Below are 19,435 nucleotides of genomic sequence, written 5' to 3'. Positions count from 1 at the left end.
CTCGAGAGCGCGGTCATTGACTACGGTCCTTCCTGCAAAAAGATGCGAGATGTCGGCGCCGGCGACGGCGCCGCCGCGTCGGCCTCTGCCTGGATCGCCTCGAGCTCGGCGACGGTCTTGGCCGCGCGCGTCCGAACGACCATCGATCGCCGCTTGTTTTCCTTGGTCATGAGCTCGTCCGGCTTTGCCAGGATCGTCTGCGCGAGCGCCTGCGCCGTGACGCCCTCGACGGCCGCCGCCTCGGCGAATTCGGCGGATGGCTCGGCGCCGGCGGCGACGGCCGCGGCCAGGCTGCGCTTGCGATCGTGCGCGATGTCATGGCCGTCGACCATGTAACGCTCGTTGACGATCGCCTCGACGCGCTTGCGCTTGACCTCGATGACACTCACCCTCATGGCGCGATCGCCTCGACGTCCAGCCTCTTGAGCCGATACGGATGCGCCGGCACGACGAAAATCGCGTAGCTGCCGGGATGATCGACCGCGAACTCGAGCTTTCCATCGGTTACATGCTCGGAATGCACCAGCGCGCCGTCGAGCGCGACGGTCGCATCGAACTCCGCCGGCGAAACCATCAGCTGCAGCAGATCCTCGCCGTCCGCCTTGACCGGGCGAACCTCGCCGGAGATCTCGACGTCGAGTTTCGGCACAACCTCGCCGTCCTTTACCCAGGCGTCGGCGATATCGACCTCGCCGTCATAGAGAATGTGCGGGATGCCCATCTCCGCATACTTCTCGGACAGCGTTTCCATCCCCATCTCGACCTGCAGCGTGACGGCCGTAATCACGCCGTTGCCGTCGTGCCGCACGATCACCTTGGGCCTGCTGGCGGCCGCCGGCTCCTCGAGCGCTGCCGGCTCCGCGCCTGCTGCAGCAGCCTGCCCGCCGCCACCAGGCGGCATGTAGCCCGCAACAGCCCATGCCCCGTCGAGCGTTACCCCCGTCATCCTGCAATCCTCCTGAAAAGTGCGAAGTAAAGGCGCCCGACCTGGTTGCCGAATTTGAATCGGAACTGCAGCGACGAGGTCGTGACCTGCGCGTAAACCCAATAGTCGGAGCTGTTGCCCCGGAAATTGGTAAAGCCCAGGTACTGGCTCCCAGGCGCGAGCGTGATGTTTGTATCCGTGTAGGCGGCCAGGAACGGGACGGCATCGAGCGTCGACGGAAAGACAAACGTCGCGACCGAGTCCTGCGAGCTGTCCAATGTCCCAGATGCAAAGAACTGATGCCCCGACCAGCGAGAATCGAAAACCATCTGGTCGATGTTCGCCGTCGTCACGTCGACGCCAGGCAGGCTCACGCTCATTGCGGCGCCGGCGCCGGACTGGATCAAAACCCGCTTGACCATCAGAGACCAAGGCTCCGATGAAAGATCATGTAATCCACGTAAAAAGCATAGTCGGAGCTGGCGTTGTTCAGCGTGATCTTATTGTTCCAGAACGTCAGGCCCATGCCGACCTCATACGTCAGCACGCCGCCGACCGTGATCTCGCGCGCAGCCATGCCCTGATTGTACGGATACGCGACCACGCCGCTGTCGATGTAGGCCTCAAACCAGACGTAGGGCGTTCTGGTGAACGTCGCCGGATAAGGGATGTTCTGGTCGCCGCTGTTGATCGGCAGATAGATCGACCCCGACATGACGACCTGGTCATTTTTGGTTTCCGACCGCAGCAGAAAGTCGGAATTGCTCGAGGTCGCCAGCACGTCGACGCCGGGCCGCGACAGCCAGACGCCGTAGGCCCCAAGGAACGAGTTGTAACCCGCATGAAAGCGCCGAGGCATCTCACCAGACCTGCCAGGCGATATAGTAGAGATTGACGCCCGTCCCCATGATGCGCGAGCGCCGGTATCGCCAATCGTCCGAAATCAGAAACCCGTCCGTGTACAGGACCGGCACCCAGCTCGAGCGCTGGTAAGCAATGCTCGAATTCGCATCCCGGCAAACCATCGCCTTCGAGTACAGCGCAACACCAGCTGACGGGATGCTATAGGCGACGATGTCGACGGCCGGCGGATGCGGATAGGTCGTCGAGTAAAACACCTTGCCACTGCCAAACACGGTACTCGGAAACAGGCCGACCTCGAGCGGTCGCCCCTGGTTCAAGCGCGAATCCAGCGACAAATATTTGTAGTCGACGGCCGGCGGATTCTCGGCGTCATAGCCCGGCTTGGACACCGTGACGCGATCCGCGGCGATATAGATGCGCTTGGTCACGAGTCTGAGATCGTGATGGTGCCGCCCGTCAGGTTAATGACCATTAGGCCCGACGTGCTTTGGATGACACCCGCGGTCAGCGTGCCGACGTTCGCCGTGATGGCGCTCAAAACGCCGATGTTCATCATCCGCGCGGTCAGGACGCCGTCGAGATACATATTCGCCGTGATGCCGATCGAGGCGACGCCGCCGATCGTGCCAACCGTAAAGACCGACTTCGGCACATTGCCGTTGTAGCCCGGCAGCTGGATCTGGAATTTGTCGGCGAGGACCGTGAAGGCCGAGACGCCAGATCCGCCATTGACCAGCTGAATTCCGGTCACATAGCCGTTGACGTTGAGCGTCAGCGACCAGGCCGCGGCGGCGTATCCGTTGAGCTGCGCGATCGCCGTCGACTGCTCAGTGATCGACGCATTGACGTCGCCGAACTCGGCTGTAACCGACGTGCTGAGATCCGCGACGGCCTGCTGCGCGTTGACGGCGACCGTCTGGACCGTGGCGATCTGTGCGAATGCAGCCCCGACGCGGGCTGACATCTCCGACTTGATCGACTTTTTGTCGAGCCAGTTGCGCGCGTCCTGGTTGGCAGCGGTCGCCGCGATCGTCTGCAGGGCGGTATTGATCTCGTCGTTGTTCTGGTCATCGATCTCCGTGACCTGCTTTTTCAGGGCCGCGTTGAAAGACTCGAGCGTGACCATCCCCGGCGACAGCTTGACCGTCGGCGCCTCGAGGTCGACGGTCGAATAAGCGCCGCGCATGGTCGCGTTGACCGCCTGGACGCGCAGCCGCACCGCAGCCAGGCTGACGACCGTATCGAACTGGTTTTCGGCCGCCTCATAGACCTGCGTCCAATTCTTGCCCTCGTCATAGGAGACGCCGGCGACGTAGTAGACCGCGCCGGCGGTCGGGAACCAGCTGGCGAAAAGGCGCGGCTCGGCCGTGCCCTGGCTGATGTAGGCATTGAGGCCGAACACCAGCGGGACCTTGTCGTTTGACGGATACTGCGCGCTCGGCAGCACAGGCGGATTGCCGAGATCCGTCGCATGAACCCGCTGGTCATCAACCACCATGTTGAGCGTGAACTGGTCGCCGTTCGGCGAGCCGTCCAGGACCACGCAAAGGCGCGATTGGCTAACGCCCGTGCCGAGGTCAAATGACGGGTACTCCGCGCCGTCCTCGCGGGCGACGACGGCCGCCAGCGTCGTCGCCTGCGCCGTCTCGGCCGCAGCCAGGCCAGCGGCATCCAGCACGGCATGCCGATCGTCGACGCCGCGGCTGCAAAGCACCGGGCCAAAGAATTTCCCGTTCGGTTTCCGCAGGCGCATATAGAACGGCCCGCTATCCCAGACCGGCGCCGGGTTGAGCGTCAGCGTCGCGCCGGCGACGCCGACGACGGCCCCGCCATAGCCATAGGTCTCCGGCAGGTCGGATTGCACCCGGATCACAGATCCGCGCGTGATCGCCCTGCCCTCGTATTCCGAGCCGAGCGCGACGTTTTCGCGCCGATAGATCGACTGCAGGTAATAGAACGCGCATTCCCGAAACGCCTGGTCACGGTTGACGATGCCGTCGACGCGCTTGGTCTCGGCATTTAGCGACGTGAACGTGTCACTGTCCGGCGGATATTGCACCTGCGCCGGCCGCCAGGTGCTCTCGTCGACATATTCGACCACGACAGCGTCGGGATCTTCCTCGCCGAGCATGGTGAAACTGACCTGCATCGAATCCCGCACGATCTCGCGATCGGTCAGGAGCATTGTCGGCACGTCGCGCCACTCGTCGCGGACGATCGAGACGGTATCGCCGAGCCAGAAATGCTGCGCGCGCGACGGCGCCAGGATCTTGTTCAACGCATCGGGCACGGCGACGGCCGTGGTAAACCGATAATCGAACGTGTCGCCGCGCGCGTCGCAGCCGGCGGCATGATTCACAACGGCGTTGAAATCGACCTTGGCGATCGACAGCCCCGAGCCATATTGCCCGCTGGTGACCGCATCGAGAAACGCCCAAGCCGGGTTACGGGTCGCCTGCGTGACGAAGGCCGCGCCGTTCCAAACCGGCACCTTGCGGGTGCCGAGCACGCCGAACTTGTAGGCGCCCTGCGTCGACTGCGAGGCCTTTAGCCGGATCGCGATCGTCGAGACGTCGGCAAACGAATTGTTGCCTTTCAGGAACGAGCGCAGGCCTGCCCAAAGCACCGAGTTACTGCCGGCGGTCCCGGAGAGCTCGGCGTCCTCGCGGCGAAAGCGGACCAGGTAGCGGCCAGGCGCAACGTCGACCTTGACGCTGTCGCGGACCGGCGCCTGCGAGCCATACTGCCGCACGATCGAGAACAGCGGATTAAACGGCCCGGTCTGCGCGCCGGCGTTGTCGCAGGTCGCATATTCCGCGGTCAGGCCGACGTTTGAATAGCCGATAGAGCCATTCTTGCTGTTGACCGTGTAACAGCCGGCAGCAAAGACAAAATCGACAGCAAGCGACTGCGCCAGCGTGCCGGCCGGGTTTGCCGCGAATGGTCCGATCCAGGCGCCAGGCGATCGCGCCGAGGCGCCGAACGGCAAGCCATTCGCGTCATACTGTCCGCCAGACGTCCCGGTCCCCGATGGCAGCTGCTGGCCGCTGACCTCGGCGGACTGGTCGACGTTGGTCGGAAACAACGTGACCGGGCTGCCAGGCTCATAAAAGGCGATCTGTGCATTGGTGAACGCCGCCGCGATCCCATTGGTCGCGTCCCAGAACACGGTATCGTCGATATAGACGGCCTCGTATTGCATGCTGCCCATGGTCGGCGACAGCAGGACGTTGAGGTATTGATCGTTGGCAACGAACTCGCCCCAGGGCGTCGCTGCGAAATCCGGATAGTCCTTTACGCGGCCATACCAGACCGGCAACGGCTGGCCGAGCTTGGCGACATTGCCCTGCGCCGCGACCGAGTAAATCTGGTCCTGCGTCGCGGTCGGCGTATTGGTCGCGCCGGCCTTTGGCGCCACCAGGGCGTTGACGAGCAGCGAGCCGCCAATGCCGATCGCCGCCGTCGTCGCGAGCGCGCCAAACGTGCCGGCGCCGAACAGTGCGGGACCTGCCCAGATCGCGAATGCGGAGACAGCAACCAGCGCGACCAGGCCGATCACCTGCTTGACCGCGTTACCGCCGCCCTGGCCGCCGCCGAGCGGATAGGACATGAAGCGAACCGCGTCGGCCGGTCCGATGCGACGCGACCGCCAATCCTTGCGCAGCACGGCCTCGCCGTTGATCTCGAGGACGGTCGGAAGGCCTTTCTTGAACTGCCAGCCGAATTCCCGATCGCGCACGGCCCAGCCGGTACGCCGCAGGAAAGCCGCGACGGTCTCCTTCGGTCGCGGCTCGGCGCGGCCGACCTCGAGGCCGGGCATCACCAGATGCAGCACGGGCTGACGCGCGGCATCAGGGCGCCGCGCACGGCGTGCGCGCGGCCGCGGCGCGCCGATCTCCGGCGTCCGCAATCGTTTGATAGATCTGTGCATGTTACCTTGGTTCGAAGAAGGAAAGCTTTTTCCAGCCCATCTGGCGCAGCGCCAGGACGGTCTCAAAGGCAACGCCGGTCTTGCCGTCGCAGTGAATGACGCGCGCCTCGGGCTGCATCCAGACGCCGATATGCGCGGGAAAGCGCAGGCGCGCCATCAGCACCAGGGCGCCGTCCGCAGCCGTCACCAGGCCGCCCGGCCCTTGCGGTGCCTCGCGCCAGAGCGCGCGTTCGGGATGCCCCGCGATCTCCTCGAGCACCCAGCGCTCGGAAAAGCCGTCCGGCACCGCAACGCGCGGTAGCTCGCGGCCGAACAATTCGCGCTGCACATGGCAGGCGAAGTCCCAGCAGTTGCGAGATTGCCAGGCCCACGGCTCGCCGATCAGGGGCGACAGGAATGACGAACGGTTAATGGACAAGAGCCCGTTGCCTTCCAAACGGCTTGGCAGGTAAACTGACGGTAGGTCAGCTCATTGAGAAAAAGCGGAAGTCGGCTGGTCGGATTTTCTCAAGCACAGTGACCGCAAGCAGTATATAGGCGGCACAAGTCCACAGCGACTGCCAGTGGCCGTTCTGATCATGCCGCCCGTTCTTCCTTGACGCGCAGCACGCGACGATCCTCGGCACATCATCGGGCAATAGTCTTTCGCGACGCTTTCGCCTCATCTCACGGCGCCTGCATCCGACATTTCGGTCTTCATCGGTCGTCACGATCACCGGCATGGTTTTGGGCGGAGGGCGGCTTGTGCGCCAACACACGCTCGCGCCAAAGCCGCCGCTGAAAGAGGATCAGCGGCGGCCAATTCTCATTGCGGTCTTACTTTAGCTTATACGTGCCGGTCTGATGATTGCAGTCCTGAAACGTTCCGGCTTTCACGACGGGAAACGGACCCAACGGTTGGACGGTGCCGCTTGCCACCATGCCTTCGTATTTTCCGGTGCCTGTGATGTTTTCTCGGGTCACCTTTCCATCGCTGCCGAGCGAGAAATATGCCAAGCGTTTGTCGCCATCCGTATCCGTTGCCTCGCACACGGTGGATCCAGTGCTCTTCCCGTCAAGCGAGGCATTCATCCCGACGCAGTGGAAGGTATTCTTATCAAACATCCCGCCTGAAGGATTGCTGCGGGTGGTGCCCGTCATTTCGTAACTGGCCGCGGTGTGGGTCTTGGAAAAAGTGATCACGTTGTTAACGCCGGACCAACAGGCAGTGTAGTCGTAGCTACCCTCCTTTGGCAGCTCGGATGCGAATGCAGCAGGCGCAGCAGTCAAGATGAGTAGACCTAAAACATACCTCGATGCTTTCTTCATATCTGCGCTCCCTTTTCTACAATAATCTCCTTTGCAATAAGCAGCTGACCAAGATGCGAACGCGATAGCCGCCGCCGATAAATAATGACACGATCCGTGCGGTACGGAAAGGGACAACTCCGCGTTGACCGGTCCTCTGGGGCGCGCAGAGGCTCTATTGGCCAAACTCTGACACTGCCCAACTCTGTTGTAAGGTCGCCTTTCGGAGGAGGAGCCGACCTTCTTGCCGGACGTCCCGCCACTAGGGCAACAGGCTCGGAAACTGCACATAGTCGTAATTCTTGGTGATGCGCGGGAACCGCTTGTTCTGCAGGTTTTTGACCATGACCGTTCCGGTGAGCGATGCCCCGACCATTTGCACACTGCGCAGCTCGAATTCGATCGGCCCATAGGCCGGCTCGGTCAGGTCGCTGCCGAGGTACTCGCGATAAAGCACCTGGATATATTCGCGCGTCCCCTGCGCGGCGCGGATCTTCGGCACCAGCTCGCGGTTGACGTTGTCGATCTTGATCGTGGTCGACGGCGGCTGGCCTTCCTTCTGCTCCGGATAGCCTGCCTGGAACGGACACGCGATGAATGTCACCGTCTGGCCGGCGTTGCGCGGCGCGCCCGCCTCGAGCCCAAAGGCCATATCGGCGCCGACATTGGCGACAACCCGCGCCGGCTGGTCGAACGACGACTGCCAGAGCTCGAGCGTGTAGTAAATCCGCGCGCTTGGCGGACAGGAGGCATAGGCCTCGAGCAGCGCTTCATTGTGCGTCGGCATGGCTAGACGTCGTAAACCCGCAGCGTCATGCGGACGTCGACAGTTCCCGGATTCGGCCAGCTGGCGATCAGGGACGTGCCAGGCTTGATAAACTGGCAGACCTTGTTCGCCAGCGACGTTCCGAGCCAGACGTCGATGGTAAAGCGCGCCGTTCCGAGATTGAGCGTCGTCTTAACCCACTCGACGAACGTGTCATAGTCGGCCGCATAGAAGCGAACCGTCTGCGTCACCGTACCGACGTTGTCGCCAGGCCGCGGACGCTGGCGCGTGTTGCCCTGCTCCATATCGGTCGCGATCGGATCGCGCATGCGCTGCAGACCGAACCCCTCTTTGAGGAGGACGGCGTTTGCGATCGGGAATGCCGGCAAGGCCATGATTTATTGCCCCGTGAACGGTTTGACGCCGTACTGGTCGCCGAGCACGCGCCGGCCAGTGCCGGTCGACAGCGAGTCACCCACCGCGCCGTCGACCATCTTGCGCAGCGTCACCGTGATGTCGCCGTTCGGCGCCTGCTCGACCGCCGGCGTCGCATCCGTGTAATTGTTGATGGTGACCTGCGGCGACCGGCCTCCGCCGGCGCCGGCGCCGAGCGCAGCCATCTGGCCCGGCGTAAAGACGCCCTCGCCCCGTTGCGCGATGATCGGAACCTCGTTTCCAGCGATGCCGCCAGTGTGGAAGCGCGGCGCGTCGTCGAAATAGGCGCCGTGGATGTAACGCATCGACGTCGGCTCCGCGCCGATGATGCCGCCCGTGTGGTAGAGACCGCCGAGGCCGCCGACGCCGGCGGCGCCGGTCGACGCTGCGCCGCCGCCCGAGCCGCCGAACGAGAACAGGCCGAGGCCGCCGGCCGCCGACTGCAGCGACCGCATCAGCGGTTCGACGATCGTAATCTTGATAATCATCTGCTCGATCGCCTTGACGATCGCATTCGACATGTCGGTGAAGCCCTGGCCGGCCGACTTGGCGCCCGTCGTGATGTCGGTCAGGCCGTTGACCAGGTCGCCCTCGATCGAGGACGAGATCCCCTTAAAGGCATTGTTGGTGCGGATCGCAGCCGCATACGTGCTGTCCAGGGCCGCCGGCACGTCGTTTCCATAGATCCCCTTGAGCTGCGAGGCGATCGCGACGTCGTCGGACGACAGGAACGCCGTCTTGCTGGCGAAATCGATCTGCGAGCTCACCTTGGCCCGCGCCAGGGCGTCGGCAGCAGCAGCCGCGCGATCGCGCAGCTCGGCGAACTTGGCGGCCTGCGCCGCCGTTTCCTTGCCGTTATTGGCCTGCACTGCGGACGTCTCAGCGGCCGTTGCGCGGAAAGACGCGAGCGCGGCATCGCCGAGCCCGACCGCCTTGGTATCGGCCTCCTGCGTCTCCGTATGCTTGCGCAGTGAGTTGATCGCGCGGTCGACAGGATCGAGGGCCGCATCGCCCCTTGTCGCCACATTGGACGGCCTGCCGAACTGCAGGCCGGTCAGGCCCGCCTGCATCGACTTGAGCGACGCGGCCTGCCCCTGCCAGGCGAATTCGTTCTGCGCGTTGCTGGTGTCCGTGATCGAGGCGCCCGTCCCGGCGTACCACTTGATATCCTCCGGCCTGATGCGCTCGACCGACGAGCTCAAGACGCGGCCGGCCGATTCCCAGAAATCGAGCGTGAAAACCGACGCATTCTTGAAATCGGCCAGTGCGCGCTCGGTTTCCGGCGTGATCCCGATCTTGATGCCGACCGTCTGGTTTGAGCCAGGACCGCCGACTGCGCCGGACAGGGCGTCGAGTTGCTCGTTTGCCGCCTTCTCGACCGCGTCCCGATCGAACGACTTGAAAAATTTGGCCGCGCGCTCGATCAGATCGTCGAGGAACGGCAGCACATCCGCAAAGGCCGCCTTCATGTAGAGCGACCATTGGACCGAGCTCTTGCGCCATTCGGCATCGAAATCGGATGCGCGCTTGATCGTCGCGTCGTCAATGACGGCGCCGGCGGCCTGCGCCTGGTTGCCGAGATCCCCCATCGCCCCGGCGCCCTGCTGCAACAGCGGAGGATAAGGCAGCGGGATCGCCAACGGATTGTTTCGCGGCAGCACCTTGCGGCGCCGGTCATCGAAGCTGCGGAGCTGCAGCTCCCAGGTCTGCTCGCGGAGCGCGCGGCCGAGGGAGCCACCCGACGCCGGATCTAGATTGGCGATCGCCGTCTCGAGCGCGGCGGTCAGGACCAGGTCCTGGCTACCACCGCTGATGCCGAGCGCCGCCTTGACGTCCGCGAGCGCGATGACCTCATCGGTTGGCCCCTCAATCAGGACCGCACGGCCGCCATCGCTGATGTCGTTATTGCGAAACATGACGATAGCTCCCTGCGTGGCGGCAATAATGGGGGTCAGCAAGCAGTGCTGCTGAATATCAACCGCCCGGCACCAGCCCGGGCGTGTCGCAGCAGAGAGAGATGCCGCCACCACCGAAGCTCTATCACCTCGCGCGCCTGTGGATCGAACTCACCCGCCAGCTCCATGAAACCGCGGCACCCGACAAGCAGGCGCAGTTCGGCTCGCGCACCGCGTTGTTGATGATCGGAGCCGCCGTCTACGTCAGCACGATCGAGGGGCGGCCGATAACCGCCAAGAAGCTTGCCGGTTTTGTCGGCATGCCGCGGGCAACCGTCGTCAGGCGGCTGCGCGCACTGGATCGCCTCGGCGTATTGGAGCGGACCGCGCGCGGCTGGCGCACGTCCGCCAAACGCATGGATCAACTTTCGCGCAGCGACACGCGCGCCATGGCGCTCGCCGTACGCAGCGCCGCCGATCGGCTGAAACGATAGTCCGTACACTCCGTACACTTTGGCGCGACCCGCATCCGACTAAAGTGGTGTCCACTTTGGACACTCTCGTCCGCACATCACTCCGCATGCATGTTTTGATGACACTACCCCGGCGCGAGTAATTGAAGGCCGGGAGACACATGTTGGAATTGACGGGGAAATTGCAGATGGAATTGCAGTGGCGGCGACTCCGAAAACGCGCGGAGGCAGCGATCGACTATCTTCTTCTCCTGCTCGACCAGATCGACGGTGAAGCGGATCTCGAGGACGGCGGCGACCTCGAGCCATCGCTCGCGGCACTGGAGCGACACCCGGAATGCATCCCGGGCGAGTCATGGCTCAATGCGCCCTATCGAACCGGCGACGGTGCGCAGACCTGCTGGAACAAGGGCTCGCGCGACGATCGCGAGGACGAGCACGATGGCAGGGAGCCCAACGTGGACGATGAGCTGTCGGGCGACGAGGAGGAGCCGGCGCTCGGCTCGTTCGATCGGTTGATCAACCAGGACCATGGTTGGCGACAAACCCAGGGGCCTAACTGGTTTCTTCACGCCAATGCCGACATCGAGAAGCCCTCACGCGCTTAGATGGTCTCCACATCAAACGGCCCGCGCGGAGATCATCCCTGCGCGGGCCACATCGCAATACTCGTCGACAGACTTCAGGCGCGGATCGATCTCATCGATTGTTGGTTGGGGTGATCCGGCGAGAGTCATTGCATGCGAGAGGTGTGCACCAATATTCGTCGGAAGCATCGACCTTGCCATCGGCGCTATTCCCCGCAGCCTTCATTTCTTCCCTGGTCGGCTGCCGGTAGATGCGGACCATGTGACCGGATTCGGCGGTCACCGTGATCGTGGCACTGTAGATCCGCGATCCGTCGGGACCATAGATCGCGACAGGCGTACGGCCTGAAGATATTCCGGTGAGCCTAATTTGATTTCCCGCTTGTGGGAAAGCTCGGACGACGCCTTCGTTGGATAAATCGACACGGCTGATTTGTGTATCGAACCTGAACGTCTTGGTCTCATCGACACCGAGCGTGATCTGGGCGTGAGACTGTTCGATCTCCGTCGGCTCCGCGGCGTGAACGAGGGCAGCCGGGAACATCGACAATGACGTAGCGCAAAGAGCCGCTAAAGCGAGCAGTTTCATGAAAAATACCCCGCCCCTGAAAGAGCATAAGGGTCCACCATAACCGGAGGTTGAGTCAATTGCAGAAATGCAACACCACCTCGGATTGTGTGGGGGAAAAAGGCCCTATTCTGTTCTGACGTGGACGACGGCGATCTCGTCGGAATAGACGCGCTGCCACCCCGGCATCGCATCGAGTGTCTTCACCGCGGCGGCGTTCGGGCCCAGCAGCGTTGCCGCGATATGATACTGGGCGATCAGCGAGCTCAATTCTCCGATATCGCCGTCATGGATTGCGCGGACGTAGCGCATGATGAACGGGCCGCCATAGAGATCAGCCCTGCCGTCGATCGCGGGCCGGACGCCAATCGAGATCAGATACCCTCCGAAATTGTATTCGTTCAGGACCGGACCGCTGGTCGACTCCAGCATGGCGCTGACAGCAGCTCGCGGCACGATGTCATCGGGAGGCCTTCGATCGACGAGCGTCAGCGCGATTGCGACCATGCCGACGCTCGCAAGGCCCGCAAGGCGAACCGGCGTCACGGGAGCAAGCTTCGGCCGGCCGAACTGACGGCCGAGCGGCGCTGCGATTAGGGGCGGAACGACGAGCGACAAAAGACTGGTGTGCCGCATGTGCGACAAGGCCATCAGCAGCAGGGCGCCGATAAGGAGGATGCGAATGGCGGGCAGCCGAACACGGAAGTACACCGCAAGCCCGACGCCGACGAGCGTCACCAGGAAGAGCGGCAGGTTGTTGCTCAACGTCGACGGCTGCCACTCGGATATCATCTCCAGCACAGGACCGAGGTCCATCACCCGGTTGAGTGTGAACAGGAGTTTTGGTCCGTAAGGCGTCATGCAGGCAGCGATCAGAGCCGCCGCCAGAAAGAGCGCCCAATCCCGAGCCAAGCGTTTCCGGTCCGGACCTCTAAGCAGGGTTTCCAGCGCCATCGGGACAATGAACGCGATGCCGAACAGGAAGCTGCCGTGGAGATTGACCCACAGCGGCATCAAGACCAGCAGCCAGGGTGACGGACTTCGGTTCTCGTCTGCGGCCCTGACGATGCCGATGCACCATGCAGCCAGGATCGGATAAGCCAACGCATGCGGCCGGGCCAACGCGTGGCCCTCGATCAACACCACCGCGACGATCGCGATCTCGATCGCGAGCAACTCGCGCACATGCCGCAAAAGAAAACGGGTCTGCAGCGCGAAAGCCGTCGCAATGGCTAAAGCCGTGAGTGCCAGCACGCCACGCCAGCCGGCGAGCGACATGGCAGCTGCAAAGATCACATCAGCCAGCCATTCGTGCTCGATCCAGCTCGTCCCGCCAATGGTGTTGGAGAACGGGTCCGTGCTTGGAACCGCAAGATGAGCGAAGATCCACCGGCCGGTCTCGATGTGCCAGAAGACATCCGGGTCACGCAGGACGTGGCGACCGGAGCACACAAGCAGAATATAGACCCCGATCGCGACGAGCGCGGTCGTGGTCGCGCGAACTGAAGTCCAGGCCATTGAAAATATAGCCCCACCTGAAATAGCAGCACCCTTATCACTGCAACCTCAGCGTCTCAAGGTGAAGCCTCGCCAATGCACCATTAACGATTAACGCGAAAAGCCCGTGCCGCCGGGCATGGCGACGCGGGCCCTTGGAGGTACGCGGTACGCTACTGTGCTAGCTCGGTTTTGCTTCCGGTTCGGGCACCGGGTGAAAATCGACGTAGTAGTATTGACCGATCACCAGCTGCTCGGCCGCCTTTGGGTTGTCGATGATGAACTCGGCATTGCCGGTAGGCGTCGCCTTCTGGAATGCCTTGTCCGCGGCAGCCAGTTTCTCATCATAGATGCAGCTGAAGAATGCCTTCAGGCCGCTCCAGGCTTGGTGACGAAACACGTTGTCGAGACGCATCTTACAGCGAATGGCCATGGCCAATCTCCTCTGACGGGATTTGCCTGACGCCGTCAGGCGGCGGACTCAGGGTTACGCGTCACCACGATTGAGTTGGTCCATCACCTCCCCAAGCGTGAGATTCTCATCGAGTGGGCCAACACAATCGACGCACGGCGACTTGCTGCGTCGATATTTGTTGCGGTCGCATCCCTTGCCTTCGCCGCGGCAAGCCCACAGGCGAAATTCGCCGGCCTCATCCTTCGCGAGGATCATGTCGAGCTTTTTGCTCACGTCATCAACTCCGGCATAGCCAAGTCGCGCGGCGCTGGATCACGACGAGCTGCTGCGCGGATTGACGATCACATAGCCGGCGATCGAGCGGGCATGAATCCTCGTGGCATGGCGGCCGGAGTTGGCGTCGAAGGCAAGCCACGTCGAGCCGCCGAGATGCCGCTCGAGCACGAACACATGGTGCCGTCGCACAGCCACCATGCCCGGCGCCGGCGTCGCGCGCGGAAACTTGAACCAGGCCGCGGCGAGCCAGAGCGAGCGGATCGGCGCGCCGAATACCCGCACGGCCGCGCCACAGCCGCAAAAGGCGCGCCGCGGGCAACCATCGGGATGCTGCACCACTTCCGAAATGCGATGCCGATACTGCTTCTGGGCCGCGCCGAAGCCGAGCTTCTTGGCGATCGCCTCCCCGCGCGGCGAGGCCACCACCCCGACGCAGGGGAAGACGATGTTGCAGTCCGGGTGCGCGACGGAAATGATCTCGTGCTTGTGGCGGGCCTCGGCGGGCGCGATCAGGCAGGCGAGCGCAATCGCCGCCAGAACGACGGTACGGAACATGGTGATGCCTTTCGATTGATGAAGAAAAAAGTGTACGCGCAGACTACTTCTTCGGCTCGCGCTGCTCGCGACGCCGCAGCAGCGTCGCAATTCCCTTGACCTGGTTGGAGAGCACGCCGAGCCGCTCCTCGATCTTCTCGATCTCGTAGTGCATCTCGATCAGCTGCTGCGTCAGCCAGGGACTCTCGATCTGGATCGGCACCGGTGGCTGCATGGGCGGCGGCGCCGAAGGTTTGCCGTCACGAAAGCCTGCACGGATCAGGGGCAGCGCAATCAGGAAAATGATCAGGGCGCCGACCGTGTTGAGCGGAGTAGACGTCAACCCGTCGTAGATGCGCTCAAGGAGCTTTTCCATGCCAGCGCACCCCCACCAGCGCGCGGTACATCGAAACGAGCTCGACGGCCGACAGCGTCAAATAAATCGATATGTCTGGTGAGGGCGGAGAGCCAACGGTTGGTGTGAGATGGTAGAGCGCGATCGACATTTGCAGCCAGATCAGCGCACCAGAAAGCGCGAACATCGCGCGCAGCAACGGACCCCAGAAGTCGGATGCACCATTAACGATCAGCGCTGCGATCCGCAGACCGCCGGCGACGGCAAAGCCCCAGCCAAGCCAAGCGACGGACAGCACGTCGAGGATCTGGCGGAAGCCGCTGGCGCGGATCGAGTCCGGCCAGATCGCGATGTGAGCCGCCAGCATCAACATCATCACCGTGGTGCCAACCTCAGCGAGGCGATTCCCGAAATGAGCAATCAGCCTTGGTAGCGTCATTGCGCCCTCACCCGTTCGGTCGCAGTAGCTGCTCGATCCGCGACCGCGGCGCCGGCGGCGGCGCCGGCGTGGGCTCCACGGCCAGCGGCTCTTGTCTTGCCGGCGGCATCTCTGCGGCGGGTGCGGGCGAAGGAACGTCGCCCGGCTTCTTTTTTGGCGCAAATTGATCGTGAAAGCGCCTCAGGAAGCTGCGCCGCGGCTTTGCCGTGGTCCGCGGCGCTGCGGCCTTCGTCTTTTTCTCACCCGCATCCAGTTCAGCTGGCCGCGGCGATGGTCGCGTCCAGTGGCATCCTCCGACGCCGCCCTCGATCGTGCTGTCAACCCAATCCTGGTCGTACTGGGTCTCGCCCTTGATGGCGTATCTCGGGGCTTCGAAAATCTTGCATTCGCCGCCCGCGATAGAGCCGGGACCATGGGACGCGCAGGCGTTCAGCAGCGGCGCCAGCAAAAGCAGCAGGATGATCCGGTTCATTGGCAGACTCCCGTCGACTGATCCCATTTGCCGCCGCGCGTGCGGCAATCCTTCCACGTCTGACGCAGCTCCCACGCACCATTGATCGCCTGTTCGTCTTCAACGGCGATGTGGGCGAGTGCAGCCTTGTAACCGCGCTCATACTCGCCGTGGCGGCCGACCCAATAAGCTCCGACAGTCGCCAGCACGAAAACGACTGAAGCCACGCACATGGCGCAGGCGAGGAAACGGGTAAGGATCGGCTGGACGATTCCGACCACGGCTGCGGGCCCGAGCGCGACCATCGTCACGATCATGGCAACCACACTGCCGCCGCCGAGGACGCCGATCGCCCAGGTGAGGACAAGCATCAGAGTGTTCAGCATTGGAGGTGGTCCCTTTCGAGCGTTGTTTCCGGCATCATTTGCGGCGAGCCTTCAGCGGCTCATGTTGAAGGCATCGCGGTGGTCCGCGAGACGCTGGCGGATGATGGCGCCGCCGAAATGCACGCCGGCGATGCCGACCGCGATCAGCGCCAGCCACCAATAGGTCTGCAGGACCGAGACGACCCAGCCTCCGGCATCCTGGACCTGCTCAACGACGCCGCGGATGGTTTGGACCTGGTCGGTCGCGTCCTTGACGTTGTCGATCAGGCCGACCTTCTGTGCGGCATGACCGCCTCCGCCGGCGACACCGGTGAAGGTCAGTAGCTTGCCCCACCAGTTCAGATTGTCGGCCTTGGCGACGGTCTCTGATCCGGATTGGCGCAGGTCATCCGCTGTCGCTGTCGCCCGCTCCTCGGAGACCGGCTTCTTCAGGTCCCGCTGCAGGGCCTCGCGCGTCGCAGCGTCAACCTCGCCTGTGCCAGGCAGGCCGCGGTCGAGCTGCAGCGCAATCACCGCCATCCGCGTGCCACGGCCGAACTTGCCGTCGATCGCGCCGACCGCGTAGTTGAGCTCGACGAGCCGCTGCTGCAGTGCCTTGACCTCGAAGCCCTTGGTGCCGAGGCGCAGGACGCCGTCGGCCGCGGGTTTCGGCGCCGGCTGCACCGCGAGCGCCGCGCGCCATTTCTTGGTCCACACCTTGCGATCGGAAAGCCCCGTGAAACCGCCGTTGAGATGATGGGTGACGCTGTCGATATCACCCTTGCGCGCGAACGGCAGACAACCGCATTTCACGAAGTCGGCGGCAGCCGTTTCGAGGAAAAACCGGATGTCATTGACGAGACCAGGATCATTGAGCAGATCGAGCCCCGTCGCCTGCCCGGCCGCCTCGTAGCCATCGTGGCCGGTCGTCTGGGTGCCGCCGCGGCCGCGGTAGTTCCAGCCATCATCGGAGCCCGTGCGGTTGCCCATGCGGCCGTTGTAGACCTTGTTCGCAAGCTTCCGCGGATTGCCGGCATAGGGCATCGCGCTCGCGAGCGTCGGGAAACGCGAAGGCCATACGGCCATCATGCGCTTGGCCGTGTAGTTGAGGTTCTCCTCGACCTCGAGGCCGGCGCCACATTCGAGCGAGACCTGCCCCATGAAGATCGCGATGATGTCGAGGCTGTCGAAATCCCACTTCGCGGCGACCGCGGGCATCTGCTCGCCCATCGCCTGGCGCAGTCCGGCGATATGCTTGTCGCCCTGCGGCCACAGCTTCATCAACGCGTCGCCAAAACCGGACAAATCGAGAGCGCTCGCAGACACGGTGTCCGACGTCATCGGGGTAAATCCTATGGTTGTAGATGGCCGGCAGCCGCCAAATTGTGTGCAGCTAGAGGACGGAGACCTTGCTGATGACCTTGTCGATCGCGCTCAGGCCGACGTAGTTGCCGCCCGCTGGTGAGGGTATATGGTGCGTCTCTGATCGAATGAGCGACCATGAGCGGCCGTCAACCGATTTCCACAGTTTGGCATTCTCGAAGCCCTGCGCGGCGCCCTCGTACCCGCACGCAACGAAGTAACCCGTGTTGCCCCTCTGATCGCGATAGCTCTTGTCCTGGATGAACCGGACGCCTGTCGTCGTGCCGCCAACGTCGCCATCCACATTGCTCTGAATGAAGATCGCACCGGGCAACGGCACGAGGGACCACGATGTGCCGTTCGTTGATACGGCAACCGCCGCAGACGTGAGAATGTAAGGCGCATCTCGCGTGCCGATCAGATTGCCTTCATCGTCAAAGACGCCGACTTGTTCGAACACCTCGTTGCGCTTTGACGCGGCAGCGACAAACACGCCGTTCCCGGCGGCAATGAACGACTGCGAGGTCAGATTAAGGTTGCCGACATATCCGCCCCCGCCGCCGGGCTGCTCAAATACCCCCTCGATCTTTCCACCCGACCACGATGTGCCATTGTTCGACGTTGCCCAGCAGAAGCCGGCGCTGAACGCCAGATGATCCTCGGTTTCGGTGTCATCCTGGAGCTCGTAGCCAATCACCGCGAAGACGCCGGTTTGATGGACCGCATCTGTTTCAACATATGCGACGCCACCCCCGAGCGGTCCGGTTCCGGATCCTCGACTTGGCAGAGGTGCTTGCGGCACCGAGAAGCTCTTTCCGTCCCTGGTCGAGACGATATTCATGACGGCGTTCTGATCGAGGAACGTGATGAAAAATCGATCTTTGGCGTAGGAGATCGAGGAGATGAACACGTCTTCCGGATGATCGCCGCCAGTAGGCACCGACCACGCGGCCTGCCATGAAATCTTGCCATTGCTGAGCGTTCCGAGCTTTGCGCTGCGCATATTGGCATCGCACGCCAGGAAGCAATTCATCGTGGTGCCGTCGTTCAGCGTCGCCTTGCCGTAGGCCACCGCTCCAGCAATCACCGTAAAGCCAAGTCCTGATGCACCGGCATAGGCCGTCCACCGCGCACCGTCCGCAGCCAGCACATCGACATCAGATGCGATGTTTAGCCCGCTGATGGTACCGGTGCCGTTCGTGATCGCCAGCAGCCACTGCTGGTCGGGGCCGGACGAGAATTTGATGTTGATGATGCTCTGAAGAAAGTCGAACCGATACGGCGGATTGTAGCCGGCCGGCCCCGTCACGTCGCCCGACGGCGGATCGCTCTCGTCGATCAGGTATTGATTGAGCAGCTTGGTCTGCCGCGCGAGCCCGGCCAGTGCTGCGACGTTGCCCTTGTGCTTCAGGTAGAGAATGATCTCCTGGTCGATGTGCTGGGTGTCATCCCGGGTGCTGAGATCCTTCTCGTAGTTTGCGGGATCGACGACGTACTCCTTCTGGCCATTTGCCGCCGCAGCCGCAGCCGCAGCATCGATACTGGTGTCGTGGTGCACGATCTGGCGGACCTGCACCACGCGCGCCGTCGTCAGCTCCTCGTTGGTGACGCTGGCGAGGAAGCGGTCCATTCCGGTGCCGCCATTGATCTCCTGCCCCTCAACCCTGGTCCGGATGCCCTTGACTGACTTGATCGGGATGTATTCATCCGGGTCTTCGAAGTTCGTCGTCGTCGTGGGATCGCAGACCTTGACGATCTCGATAATGCGCGACGGGGTGCCGTCGGGCGCGTAGTCATCGGAATTGGGATCGTCGCACCAATGGAACGTGCGCTGCGTGCCCTGCCACTGCCGATCCGGCGGGATCTGCATCGCCTGCTTGACGACGTCCATCCGCTCGACGTCGGCATACATGTCCGGAATGATGTTGCCCTGACGGTCGACACCGAAGATGCGCACGATGTGCGTCTTGCGGCTCGCGGGCGCGTTGGTCGCCATTTAGGATGACGCTC

General features: G+C 63.0%; 24 protein-coding genes. 2 read left to right on the top strand and 22 right to left on the bottom strand.

Going from position 1 to position 19,435, the window contains the following annotated elements; genetic code table 11:
* Nucleotides 1-20: 20 nt before the first annotated feature.
* From ACE10Z_RS23815 to ACE10Z_RS23765, 11 genes are all read right to left on the bottom strand, one after another.
* Complete coding sequence (locus ACE10Z_RS23815) at nucleotides 21-395, bottom strand: hypothetical protein (protein ID WP_375782945.1); 375 nt, start codon at nucleotides 393-395, stop codon at nucleotides 21-23.
* Complete coding sequence (locus ACE10Z_RS23810) at nucleotides 392-946, bottom strand: hypothetical protein (RefSeq protein WP_375782944.1); 555 nt, start codon at nucleotides 944-946, stop codon at nucleotides 392-394. The genes ACE10Z_RS23815 and ACE10Z_RS23810 overlap by 4 nt, the downstream gene beginning before the upstream one ends.
* Nucleotides 943-1,347: a hypothetical protein gene (locus ACE10Z_RS23805; protein WP_375782943.1), complete on the bottom strand. Its 405-nt coding sequence runs from the start codon at nucleotides 1,345-1,347 to the stop codon at nucleotides 943-945. The genes ACE10Z_RS23810 and ACE10Z_RS23805 overlap by 4 nt, the downstream gene beginning before the upstream one ends.
* Nucleotides 1,347-1,784 (bottom strand): hypothetical protein, encoded by a 438-nt coding sequence (locus ACE10Z_RS23800; protein ID WP_375782942.1) that lies wholly within the window; start codon nucleotides 1,782-1,784, stop codon nucleotides 1,347-1,349. The genes ACE10Z_RS23805 and ACE10Z_RS23800 overlap by 1 nt, the downstream gene beginning before the upstream one ends.
* A 1-nt stretch (nucleotide 1,785) precedes the next feature.
* A complete protein-coding gene (locus tag ACE10Z_RS23795) occupies nucleotides 1,786-2,217 on the bottom strand; it encodes a hypothetical protein (protein WP_375782941.1) in 432 nt (143 codons plus the stop codon).
* Entirely contained in the window at nucleotides 2,214-5,720 is a 3,507-nt protein-coding gene (locus ACE10Z_RS23790; protein ID WP_375782940.1) for a host specificity factor TipJ family phage tail protein, read from the bottom strand. The genes ACE10Z_RS23795 and ACE10Z_RS23790 overlap by 4 nt, the downstream gene beginning before the upstream one ends.
* Nucleotide 5,721: 1 nt before the next feature.
* Nucleotides 5,722-6,138, bottom strand: coding sequence for a hypothetical protein (locus tag ACE10Z_RS23785; protein ID WP_375782939.1), 417 nt, complete (start codon nucleotides 6,136-6,138; stop codon nucleotides 5,722-5,724).
* Between the two features lie 398 nt (nucleotides 6,139-6,536).
* Nucleotides 6,537-7,028, bottom strand: a complete 492-nt coding sequence (locus ACE10Z_RS23780; RefSeq protein ID WP_375782938.1) for a hypothetical protein — start codon at nucleotides 7,026-7,028, stop codon at nucleotides 6,537-6,539.
* Between the two features lie 241 nt (nucleotides 7,029-7,269).
* Nucleotides 7,270-7,794: a DUF1833 family protein gene (locus tag ACE10Z_RS23775; protein WP_375782937.1), complete on the bottom strand. Its 525-nt coding sequence runs from the start codon at nucleotides 7,792-7,794 to the stop codon at nucleotides 7,270-7,272.
* A gap of 2 nt (nucleotides 7,795-7,796) precedes the next feature.
* A complete protein-coding gene (locus ACE10Z_RS23770; RefSeq protein WP_375782936.1) occupies nucleotides 7,797-8,168 on the bottom strand; it encodes a hypothetical protein in 372 nt (123 codons plus the stop codon).
* 3 nt (nucleotides 8,169-8,171) lie between these two features.
* Nucleotides 8,172-10,124: a hypothetical protein gene (locus ACE10Z_RS23765; RefSeq protein ID WP_375782935.1), complete on the bottom strand. Its 1,953-nt coding sequence runs from the start codon at nucleotides 10,122-10,124 to the stop codon at nucleotides 8,172-8,174.
* Nucleotides 10,125-10,225: 101 nt separating this feature from the next.
* On the opposite strand from ACE10Z_RS23765, the gene ACE10Z_RS23760 reads away from it, so the two are divergent.
* The gene (locus ACE10Z_RS23760; RefSeq protein WP_375782934.1) at nucleotides 10,226-10,597 is read left to right on the top strand and encodes a hypothetical protein; all 372 of its coding nucleotides are present in this window, start codon (nucleotides 10,226-10,228) and stop codon (nucleotides 10,595-10,597) included.
* Between the two features lie 140 nt (nucleotides 10,598-10,737).
* On the top strand, nucleotides 10,738-11,184 hold the full coding sequence (locus ACE10Z_RS23755) for a hypothetical protein (RefSeq protein ID WP_375782933.1): 447 nt from the start codon (nucleotides 10,738-10,740) through the stop codon (nucleotides 11,182-11,184).
* 91 nt (nucleotides 11,185-11,275) lie between these two features.
* Here the strand turns inward: ACE10Z_RS23755 and ACE10Z_RS23750 are convergent, their stop codons facing one another.
* From ACE10Z_RS23750 to ACE10Z_RS23700, 11 genes are all read right to left on the bottom strand, one after another.
* Nucleotides 11,276-11,752 carry a pilus assembly protein N-terminal domain-containing protein gene (locus ACE10Z_RS23750; protein ID WP_375782932.1) on the bottom strand — a complete coding sequence of 159 codons (477 nt, stop codon included), beginning with the start codon at nucleotides 11,750-11,752 and terminating at the stop codon, nucleotides 11,276-11,278.
* A gap of 105 nt (nucleotides 11,753-11,857) precedes the next feature.
* Nucleotides 11,858-13,249 (bottom strand): hypothetical protein, encoded by a 1,392-nt coding sequence (locus ACE10Z_RS23745; RefSeq protein WP_375782931.1) that lies wholly within the window; start codon nucleotides 13,247-13,249, stop codon nucleotides 11,858-11,860.
* Between the two features lie 160 nt (nucleotides 13,250-13,409).
* A complete protein-coding gene (locus ACE10Z_RS23740; RefSeq protein WP_375782930.1) occupies nucleotides 13,410-13,661 on the bottom strand; it encodes a hypothetical protein in 252 nt (83 codons plus the stop codon).
* Nucleotides 13,662-13,715: 54 nt separating this feature from the next.
* Nucleotides 13,716-13,916: a hypothetical protein gene (locus ACE10Z_RS23735; protein ID WP_375782929.1), complete on the bottom strand. Its 201-nt coding sequence runs from the start codon at nucleotides 13,914-13,916 to the stop codon at nucleotides 13,716-13,718.
* A gap of 39 nt (nucleotides 13,917-13,955) precedes the next feature.
* Nucleotides 13,956-14,474 carry a hypothetical protein gene (locus tag ACE10Z_RS23730; RefSeq protein ID WP_375782928.1) on the bottom strand — a complete coding sequence of 173 codons (519 nt, stop codon included), beginning with the start codon at nucleotides 14,472-14,474 and terminating at the stop codon, nucleotides 13,956-13,958.
* 43 nt (nucleotides 14,475-14,517) lie between these two features.
* The gene (locus ACE10Z_RS23725) at nucleotides 14,518-14,829 is read right to left on the bottom strand and encodes a hypothetical protein (protein ID WP_375782927.1); all 312 of its coding nucleotides are present in this window, start codon (nucleotides 14,827-14,829) and stop codon (nucleotides 14,518-14,520) included.
* Nucleotides 14,813-15,181 (bottom strand): hypothetical protein, encoded by a 369-nt coding sequence (locus tag ACE10Z_RS23720; RefSeq protein WP_375782926.1) that lies wholly within the window; start codon nucleotides 15,179-15,181, stop codon nucleotides 14,813-14,815. Before ACE10Z_RS23720 ends, ACE10Z_RS23725 begins: the two co-directional genes overlap by 17 nt.
* Before the next feature lie 73 nt (nucleotides 15,182-15,254).
* The gene (locus tag ACE10Z_RS23715; RefSeq protein ID WP_375782925.1) at nucleotides 15,255-15,719 is read right to left on the bottom strand and encodes a hypothetical protein; all 465 of its coding nucleotides are present in this window, start codon (nucleotides 15,717-15,719) and stop codon (nucleotides 15,255-15,257) included.
* Complete coding sequence (locus tag ACE10Z_RS23710) at nucleotides 15,716-16,084, bottom strand: hypothetical protein (RefSeq protein ID WP_375782924.1); 369 nt, start codon at nucleotides 16,082-16,084, stop codon at nucleotides 15,716-15,718. Before ACE10Z_RS23710 ends, ACE10Z_RS23715 begins: the two co-directional genes overlap by 4 nt.
* 51 nt (nucleotides 16,085-16,135) lie before the next feature.
* Entirely contained in the window at nucleotides 16,136-17,404 is a 1,269-nt protein-coding gene (locus ACE10Z_RS23705; protein ID WP_375782923.1) for a peptidoglycan-binding protein, read from the bottom strand.
* A 52-nt stretch (nucleotides 17,405-17,456) separates the two neighbouring features.
* Nucleotides 17,457-19,421: a hypothetical protein gene (locus ACE10Z_RS23700; protein WP_375782922.1), complete on the bottom strand. Its 1,965-nt coding sequence runs from the start codon at nucleotides 19,419-19,421 to the stop codon at nucleotides 17,457-17,459.
* Between the last annotated feature and the right edge of the window lie 14 nt (nucleotides 19,422-19,435).

The sequence above is a fragment of the Bradyrhizobium sp. Pha-3 genome, from assembly GCF_042258615.1.
GTDB lineage: Bacteria > Pseudomonadota > Alphaproteobacteria > Rhizobiales > Xanthobacteraceae > Bradyrhizobium.
This window is presented reverse-complemented; position numbering and strand designations above follow the sequence as displayed.

Excerpts from the sequence above, each read along its gene's own strand:
- ACE10Z_RS23815 (WP_375782945.1), bottom strand. The coding sequence starts at position 395 with ATGAGGGTGAGTGTCATCGAGGTCAAGCGCAAGCGCGTCGAGGCGATC.
- ACE10Z_RS23810 (WP_375782944.1), bottom strand. The coding sequence starts at position 946 with ATGACGGGGGTAACGCTCGACGGGGCATGGGCTGTTGCGGGCTACATG.
- ACE10Z_RS23805 (WP_375782943.1), bottom strand. The coding sequence starts at position 1,347 with ATGGTCAAGCGGGTTTTGATCCAGTCCGGCGCCGGCGCCGCAATGAGC.
- ACE10Z_RS23800 (WP_375782942.1), bottom strand. The coding sequence starts at position 1,784 with ATGCCTCGGCGCTTTCATGCGGGTTACAACTCGTTCCTTGGGGCCTAC.
- ACE10Z_RS23790 (WP_375782940.1), bottom strand. The coding sequence starts at position 5,720 with ATGCACAGATCTATCAAACGATTGCGGACGCCGGAGATCGGCGCGCCG.
- ACE10Z_RS23780 (WP_375782938.1), bottom strand. The coding sequence starts at position 7,028 with ATGAAGAAAGCATCGAGGTATGTTTTAGGTCTACTCATCTTGACTGCT.
- ACE10Z_RS23775 (WP_375782937.1), bottom strand. The coding sequence starts at position 7,794 with ATGCCGACGCACAATGAAGCGCTGCTCGAGGCCTATGCCTCCTGTCCG.
- ACE10Z_RS23770 (WP_375782936.1), bottom strand. The coding sequence starts at position 8,168 with ATGGCCTTGCCGGCATTCCCGATCGCAAACGCCGTCCTCCTCAAAGAG.
- ACE10Z_RS23765 (WP_375782935.1), bottom strand. The coding sequence starts at position 10,124 with ATGTTTCGCAATAACGACATCAGCGATGGCGGCCGTGCGGTCCTGATT.
- ACE10Z_RS23760 (WP_375782934.1), top strand. The coding sequence starts at position 10,226 with ATGCCGCCACCACCGAAGCTCTATCACCTCGCGCGCCTGTGGATCGAA.
- ACE10Z_RS23755 (WP_375782933.1), top strand. The coding sequence starts at position 10,738 with ATGTTGGAATTGACGGGGAAATTGCAGATGGAATTGCAGTGGCGGCGA.
- ACE10Z_RS23750 (WP_375782932.1), bottom strand. The coding sequence starts at position 11,752 with ATGAAACTGCTCGCTTTAGCGGCTCTTTGCGCTACGTCATTGTCGATG.
- ACE10Z_RS23745 (WP_375782931.1), bottom strand. The coding sequence starts at position 13,249 with ATGGCCTGGACTTCAGTTCGCGCGACCACGACCGCGCTCGTCGCGATC.
- ACE10Z_RS23740 (WP_375782930.1), bottom strand. The coding sequence starts at position 13,661 with ATGGCCATTCGCTGTAAGATGCGTCTCGACAACGTGTTTCGTCACCAA.
- ACE10Z_RS23730 (WP_375782928.1), bottom strand. The coding sequence starts at position 14,474 with ATGTTCCGTACCGTCGTTCTGGCGGCGATTGCGCTCGCCTGCCTGATC.
- ACE10Z_RS23725 (WP_375782927.1), bottom strand. The coding sequence starts at position 14,829 with ATGGAAAAGCTCCTTGAGCGCATCTACGACGGGTTGACGTCTACTCCG.
- ACE10Z_RS23720 (WP_375782926.1), bottom strand. The coding sequence starts at position 15,181 with ATGTTGATGCTGGCGGCTCACATCGCGATCTGGCCGGACTCGATCCGC.
- ACE10Z_RS23715 (WP_375782925.1), bottom strand. The coding sequence starts at position 15,719 with ATGAACCGGATCATCCTGCTGCTTTTGCTGGCGCCGCTGCTGAACGCC.
- ACE10Z_RS23710 (WP_375782924.1), bottom strand. The coding sequence starts at position 16,084 with ATGCTGAACACTCTGATGCTTGTCCTCACCTGGGCGATCGGCGTCCTC.
- ACE10Z_RS23705 (WP_375782923.1), bottom strand. The coding sequence starts at position 17,404 with ATGACGTCGGACACCGTGTCTGCGAGCGCTCTCGATTTGTCCGGTTTT.
- ACE10Z_RS23700 (WP_375782922.1), bottom strand. The coding sequence starts at position 19,421 with ATGGCGACCAACGCGCCCGCGAGCCGCAAGACGCACATCGTGCGCATC.